The 7059-nt window shown below is 55.7% G+C and carries 5 protein-coding genes; all 5 read left to right on the top strand.

Annotation, left to right across the window (positions count from 1 at the left end; translation table 11 throughout):
* Positions 1 to 649 precede the first annotated feature (649 nt).
* Positions 650 to 1678, top strand: a complete 1029-nt coding sequence (locus VFE46_01260; protein HZZ26606.1) for a DUF1559 domain-containing protein — start codon at positions 650 to 652, stop codon at positions 1676 to 1678.
* A gap of 398 nt (positions 1679 to 2076) precedes the next feature.
* Positions 2077 to 2346, top strand: coding sequence for a 30S ribosomal protein S15 (rpsO, locus tag VFE46_01255; GenBank protein ID HZZ26605.1), 270 nt, complete (start codon positions 2077 to 2079; stop codon positions 2344 to 2346).
* Positions 2347 to 2516: 170 nt separating this feature from the next.
* Complete coding sequence (gene pnp, locus VFE46_01250; protein ID HZZ26604.1) at positions 2517 to 4688, top strand: polyribonucleotide nucleotidyltransferase; 2172 nt, start codon at positions 2517 to 2519, stop codon at positions 4686 to 4688.
* 149 nt (positions 4689 to 4837) lie between these two features.
* Complete coding sequence (locus VFE46_01245; protein ID HZZ26603.1) at positions 4838 to 5632, top strand: ATP-binding protein; 795 nt, start codon at positions 4838 to 4840, stop codon at positions 5630 to 5632.
* Between the two features lie 120 nt (positions 5633 to 5752).
* Positions 5753 to 7059: sigma-54 dependent transcriptional regulator (locus tag VFE46_01240; GenBank protein HZZ26602.1), on the top strand; the 1307-nt coding region annotated here is incomplete at its 3' end.

Raw genomic sequence — 7059 nt, 5'->3', positions numbered from 1 at the left:
GGGCCTGGCGGCAACGTCACTGAGAAATTTCCTGACGGCAGTCTCAGAACGTCTAAGAAGCAATAGCTTGCGATCGACGCGGCCAAGTCACTGGCACATTTTTAGTTGCACCTCCGGTTTGGCCCAATTTGCTTCTTGCATCGGAAACAAATGTACACTAAGTTGGACGGCTCAGAGCGAATGGGCTCCGCGATTGGTCTTTGAAAATTTAACTTTTCGATTGTTGCTTCGGCACGGCTGTGGAGCAGATGCAGCGCGCCGCGCCCAGCCTCCAGTCTCTGATCCCTACCCTCTACTCCCTAACCCCTGAGACATTCTGCCAACAATTCACAGCGGCGGACGTAAATGGAATGGATTCTGTCGCTCCGCCGGTGCAAATCGCTCGGAAAACATCGAGCGAAGCATCACGCCCGACGCGCAGAAAGGAGGAGTTTTGTCTGGAAATAAAAAATCCGGGACCATCTGCCAAACACCACATGATCTGTCCAGGCAAGCCCTGGCAGTAGCAAGGGTATTGACAGGCGGATTTAAATTGATATTCTGTGCTATTGAAATTGAGACCCAGTCTCATTTACATCGCAGCCGCCGGGTGTAGCCAAATGCGAATCCGGCAAAGTTACCGGCATGGAATTGTGAATGGAGTTCAAGAATGAATCGCCAAATTACTGCTCGTAAACATTCTTATACGTCTGGATTTACGCTGGTCGAATTGTTGGTCGTGATTGCTATTATTGGAGTTCTGATTGCCGTGCTGCTGCCTGCGGTACAGGCGGCACGAGAAGCGGCCAGGCGAACGCAGTGCAAAAACAATTTAAAGCAGTTCGGATTGGCGAATCAAAACTACCTGAGCGCCAAGAAGGTGTTTCCGCCCAGCGTAAGACTAGGGCCGAATTTGGGAGCCTGGTCGGTGCAAGCGCGGTTGTTGCCGTTTCTGGAGGATTACTCCTTGTATCAGGGAATTGATTTCAGCCTTAGTTACAGTGCGCAAACGACAGCCGCCGGGCAAGCGGTGAAAAGCACTTACATTCCGGTGCTGCATTGCCCTTCGGAACAAAACATCAGCCCAAAATTGGCGGCCGATGGAAGCATCGACAATTGGGCCCCGAATTATGCGGTCAACATTGGCACTTGGTTTGTGTGGGATGCCGCAAGTGGAACCGGCGGCAACGGCGCTTTTTATCCGAATTCCAAGTTGACCACAGCCAGCTTTTCCGACGGCCTGAGCAAAACCATGTGCATGGCCGAAGTGAAAGCTTTCAATCCGTTCATGAGCGGCGCCGCCCTGACGAACCCCGCCATGCCGACCGATCCGACGGCGATTTGCGGCCTGGGCGGCACGTTCAAAACCACTTCATTTGCACATCAAGAGTGGACGGACGGCCGAATGAAGGAATCGGGTTTTACTGCGACATTCACGCCCAATACGCTGGTGCCGTGCACCCAAGGGGGCATCGCCTACGATATGGATTGGATTAATCAAAGCGAAGTCGCCCCGCCAGCGACCGGCGCGATGTCCTACTCGGCCGTCACTTCGCGCAGCTTTCATAGCGGGGTGGTCAACGTGCTGTTGATGGATGGATCGGTCCACACGATTCCTGACTCCATCGATCTGAAAACCTGGCAAGCACTGGCCACCCGCGCCGGCGGAGAAACCATCGATGGCAGCAAGGTGCAATGAGTCTTTTCGGCCTCTTGTGCACCCTGGCTGCCGGTGGTGAAAATCATCCTTGCGGCCATCCTTCTCGAGAAAAACGGCTCGAGCATCCTGTGTGGTTGGCTGGGGTCGACGGGTGCCGCAGCGCAGCGGTGATCGGTGAGCTGGGCAGTGGCGTGAATTCCGGGGGCTCGGCGGCTTCGACCCCGGCCACCCATTCGATTTTTTCATCCAGATTGGGCCATGCCCCGTTTTTTTGGCGGCCTTGCAAATCCTAAGCCAACTGATAAATTGGTGGATTAAATTGTTGGCAATACTAAGGCTGGGGTTTTTTGCAAATTCCTGCCCCGTGCCAGCCGACGGCGTCTTTAAGCATTGCTGTTGGCTCGCGGTGGACAGGGTGGAGGAACATCCTCAAACAGATGGCCATTACCAAAGAGCGAAAGCAGGAACTGATTGGCAGTTACCGGCGCAAAAAGGACGATACTGGCTCGCCGGAAATTCAGGTCGCTTTGTTGACCACGCGCATTGCGGAGCTGACGGGCCACTTGAAAGTGCATCCGAAAGACTATGCGAGCCGGCGTGGCTTGCTAATGATGGTGGGTCGGCGGCGGCGCTTGTTGGATTACCTGAAAACGGTTGATCCGCAGCGCTATTTGGACATCATCAAGCGGCTGGAAATTCGCAAGTAGCGGATGCCGGCACAAGTGTCTTGTTGTTAGAGTGCCTGGTGCCTGCTTCGCGCCAGTTTAGCTCGGACCCCCTGGTGAATTGCGCGCCCGGTCGAACGAGTTGCTAGCAGCAGACCTACAAATACATTCATCACACGATTGCCCACACAACTCACACAGGAACTACGAAATTGAAAGCTCGAGTAGAAAAGCAAATTGGAGACAGCGTTTTTTCGATTGAAACAGGATTTTTTGCCAAGCAGGCCGCCGGTAGTTGCTTGGTGCGATACGGCGAGACGGTGGTCATTGCCGCCGTGGCCAGCGGGCCGCCCCGGGTTGGCGGCGGAGATTTTTTCCCGCTGACTTGCGATTACCGCGAACGGACGGCGGCGGCCGGAAAATTTCCGGGCGGCTTCTTAAAGCGGGAAGGGCGCCCGACGATGAAGGAAACGCTGACATCGCGGTTGATGGATCGGCCCATTCGCCCGCTGTTTCCCACCGGCTTTTACGATGAAGTGCAAATTCAATCGTTCGTGCTGGCCAGCGATCGGCAAAATGACGGCGACGTGTTAGCGATGAACGGCGCTTCGGCGGCGCTGGCGCTTTCCCCCCTGCCCTTTCAAGGTCCGCTAGGTTCGGTGCGGCTCGGTTTGATCGATGGCAAGTTTGTGCCGTTTCCGACGCACGACCAACTGGAAGAAAGCGAGCTGGATTTAATTGTTTCCGGCAGTCGCGACGCCGTGCTGATGATCGAAGGCTTCGCCCGCGAAATGCCCGAGGATCAAATGGCCGCCGCGTTGGTGGAAGCGCACCGCATTATTAAGGAAATTGTGGCGTTGCAGGAAGAGTTGTGCGCCCAATCGCAAGTGCAAAAGGCGGAATTTGTGCCGGCTCCCGCTGACGGATTGTATGACAAGCTAAAAGCACAATATTACGCCGCATTCAAAACGGCCAAGCAAACGGTCGGTAAGCAAAACCGGGCGGCGGCGGTGAGTGAGCTGAAGGAAAAAGCGCTGGCTGCATTGATTCCCGATCCGTCAGCCACCGGTGCCATCGATCCAGTGGCCTTTGGCACGGCCTGGCACAAGCTGGAAGAGCACGTGGTCCGCGACTTAATTCTTTCCGGTGCTCGGGCGGATGGGCGTGACAACAAAACGTTGCGCGACATTGAGTGCCTGGTGGATGTTCTGCCCCGCGTTCACGGCTCGGCGGTTTTTCAACGCGGCGAAACGCAGGCTCTCATCACCGTGACGTTGGGCACCTCCAAGGACGAGCAGCGCGTGGACGGCTTATTCGAGGAGTATTCCAAAAAGTTCATGCTCGATTATTACTTCCCGCCATTTTCGGTCGGCGAGGTAAAACGCATCACCGGCCCAGGCCGGCGCGAAATTGGCCACGGGGCGTTGGCGGAGCGGAGTGTGAAGCCGGTGCTGCCCGATCCCGATGTGTTTCCCTACACCGTGCGCGTGATGTCGGACATTTTTGAATCGAACGGCTCCAGTTCGATGGCCAGCGTCTGCGGAGCGACGCTGGGATTGATGGCCGCCGGCGTGCCGATTAGTAATCCCGTGGCGGGAATTTCCATTGGACTGGTGAAGGAATCCAACAGCCAATGGGTATTGCTCACCGATATTATCGGCGACGAAGATCACTTCGGCGACATGGATTTTAAAGTTGCCGGCACGCAGAAAGGCATCACGGGCATTCAGCTCGATTTGAAAATTGACGGCATCAGCCAGGAAATTATCGCCGGCACCCTGCAACAAGCGCGCGAGGCGCGGATGCAAATCTTGCGGAAAATGCTGACAGCCATTCCCAGGCCGCGGACCGATATTTCGCCCACCGCGCCGCGGCTGTTGCGCACGAAGATCGATCCGGAAAAGATTGGCGCACTGATTGGCCCAGGCGGCAAAACTATCCGTGGCATTCAGGAGCGGACCGGTGCGGTCATTGAAGTGGATGACGATGGCACGGTGATTGTGGCCAGCGATGATGCGGCGGGAGCCAAAGCGGCCATGGAAGCGGTGGAATCGCTGACGGCATCGGTGCAAATTGGCCGCATTTATGAAGGCCGCGTCACCAGCATCAAGGATTTCGGCGCGTTCGTGGAAATTTTGCCCGGCAAAGATGGGTTGTGCCACATTAGTGAGCTGTCGGACGAATTTGTCCGCAGTGTCAGCGATGTGGTGAAAATGGGCGAATACATTCAGGTGAAGGTAATTGCCGTCGACGATCAAGACCGCGTCAAGCTGAGCCGCAAGCAAGCGTTGCGGGAACTGGGCCAATCGCCCACCGGCGGAAATGGGCATGGGAGCCAAGGCGGCGAAGAACCGCAGCGACGCAGAGACACGGAGCGAAGTTGAATCGCGACGCTACGAATTGAGCATGATCGTGGTCGGTCGGCTATCGTTGTTCTCAATGCGGAGCCTTGGAACTTTACGCGGAAAACGATGAACGTTCGACTCTTTGAAATTCTATGCGTCTGTGCGTCTCTGCGGTTCATCTGCAGATTATGCTAGAACCGGCCAAACCATCCGGCGACTCAAGGCGCACTGCCGCCGATCAATACACCGAATTGGCGGTCCTGGCGGGCGGCTTGGCGCACGAAATTAAGAATCCGCTTTCGACCATTCGGCTCAATATGGAATTACTGGCCGAGGATTTGGCTGAATCGCAAGATCATAGCAGCCGCCGGGCCTTGGCGAAGGTGCAATTGGTGCAAAGCCAGTGCACGCGGTTGGAGAGCTTGCTCAATGATTTTTTGCGTTTCGCAAGGCTTGGGCAGCTCAATCTGCAGTCGGCTGATTTGAACGCCGAGGTAGCCCGCGCGCTGGATTTTTATCTACCGCAGGCAGACGAGGCCAACATTGATGTCATTCGCTATTTAGACCCTGAACTGCCAGCGGTGCAGTTAGATGTAGAAACATTTCAGGCGGCCTTGTTGAATTTAATTCTGAATGCCCAACAGGCAATGCCCAGCGGTGGACAGTTGGTGGTCCGAACCAGGGAATTGCCCGGTGCCGTATTACTGGACCTGATTGATACAGGCTGCGGCATGGAGCCGGACGTGCAGCAACACATGTTCGAGGCCTTTTATTCCACTAAGCCCGACGGCAGCGGCCTGGGCCTGCCCACGGCTAAACGAATTGTGGACGCCCACGGCGGACGCATGGCGATGGAAAGCGAAGTGGGTCGAGGCACGAAAGTCACCATCGTGCTGCCGACACCGCCGCGGCTGGCAAATTGCAGTGTGGAAACGATGCACAGCGGAAACCAATCTGACGTTCAAGCCACACAAGATAGTTGAATCGCACATTGGCTATTAATGTTTGAACCAGCATTTGGTCGAGCTATTTGCCGAACCCTTGATTCCTCCTGCCAGGCAGACACTAGTCACCGGCCACCTTTTCCCGGTATCATCGCGGCCATGTCACCAGCTGCCGAAGTTGACTCCGCTGCCATTAAGGCTGCCGATATTCACGTGCTCATTGTCGACAACGACTCGGTCCACGCGCATACCGTGGCCGAAAGCCTTCAACGCGTAGGTTTCCAGTGCGAAGTGGCTACGTCCGGCACGCAAGGCGTGCAAATGCTTACCGATAACTCCTACGAGGTGGTCATCACCGATTTGAAAATGGCCGATATCGACGGCTTGGAGTTGCTCAAACGGACGAAGCAGTCGTTGCCGGAAGCCGAGGTGATTTTGGCTACCGGGCATGCCACCGTGGCATCGGCCGTTTTGGCCATGCAGCAAGGGGCCTTCAACTATTTGCAAAAACCGCTCGATTTGGCCCAATTGCGCGTGGTTACTGAAAAGGCGGCGGAAGCGGCCCGGCTGCGGAAAACCAATGAAGAACTGAACCGTCGGCTGGACGAGAAATTCGGCTTTGAAGGCGTAGTTGGCTCCAGCCCACAAATGAATGCCGTCATCGAGCGACTGCGGCGAATTGCTCCGACCGATGCCAGCGTGCTGATTACGGGCGAAACGGGCACGGGCAAGGAACTGGTGGCGCAGGCAATTCACCAAAATAGTCCGCGCAAAGCCAAGCCGTTTGTGGCGCTCAATTGCGCCGCTTTAAGCGAGAACATTCTAGAAAGCGAGCTGTTCGGCCACGTGAAGGGTGCGTTTACCGACGCCTCAACGGATCGAGTGGGAAAATTCGAGTATGCCCATGGCGGCACGTTGTTTTTGGACGAAGTGGGCGATATGCCGCCAGCGACGCAAATTAAATTGCTACGGGTGCTGGAGAGCGGTGAGATTACGCGCGTGGGCAGCAACGACCTCATTAAAGTCAACGTGCGAATTTTGTCGGCCACCAATCGGAATTTGGAAGACGTGATTGCAGCCGGCACGTTCCGGAGTGATTTGTACCATCGTCTGAAGGTGGTAACGATTGGCTTGCCGCGATTGGTGGAACGAGCCCAGGATATTCCGCTGCTCATCGAGCATTTCATCCGCCAGTTCGCCAAGCGACACCATAAACAGATTAAAAGCATGTCGCTGGCTGCGCGAGTCAAACTGATGAATTACAATTGGCCCGGCAATGTGCGGGAGTTGCGGAACACCATCGAAAGCATGATCGTTGTCGATTTTGACGGCGTGCTAGATGTCGATGATTTGCCGATGGAGTTCGTCGGGCCAGTGGCGTCTGGAGCAACTGCTACCGACGGCAGCGGTGAAGGAAGCGTGGCCACAGCCGCCGTGTTATCGCTGGTAGGCAAGCGGCTGGAGGA

It is taken from the genome of Pirellulales bacterium (genome assembly GCA_035656635.1).
In the GTDB taxonomy this organism is placed as follows: domain Bacteria; phylum Planctomycetota; class Planctomycetia; order Pirellulales; family JADZDJ01; genus DATJYL01.
This window is presented reverse-complemented; position numbering and strand designations above follow the sequence as displayed.

Coding starts and splice junctions, on each gene's coding strand:
- VFE46_01260 (HZZ26606.1), top strand. CDS start 650: ATGAATCGCCAAATTACTGCTCGTAAACATTCTTATACGTCTGGATTT.
- rpsO (HZZ26605.1), top strand. CDS start 2,077: ATGGCCATTACCAAAGAGCGAAAGCAGGAACTGATTGGCAGTTACCGG.
- VFE46_01245 (HZZ26603.1), top strand. CDS start 4,838: ATGCTAGAACCGGCCAAACCATCCGGCGACTCAAGGCGCACTGCCGCC.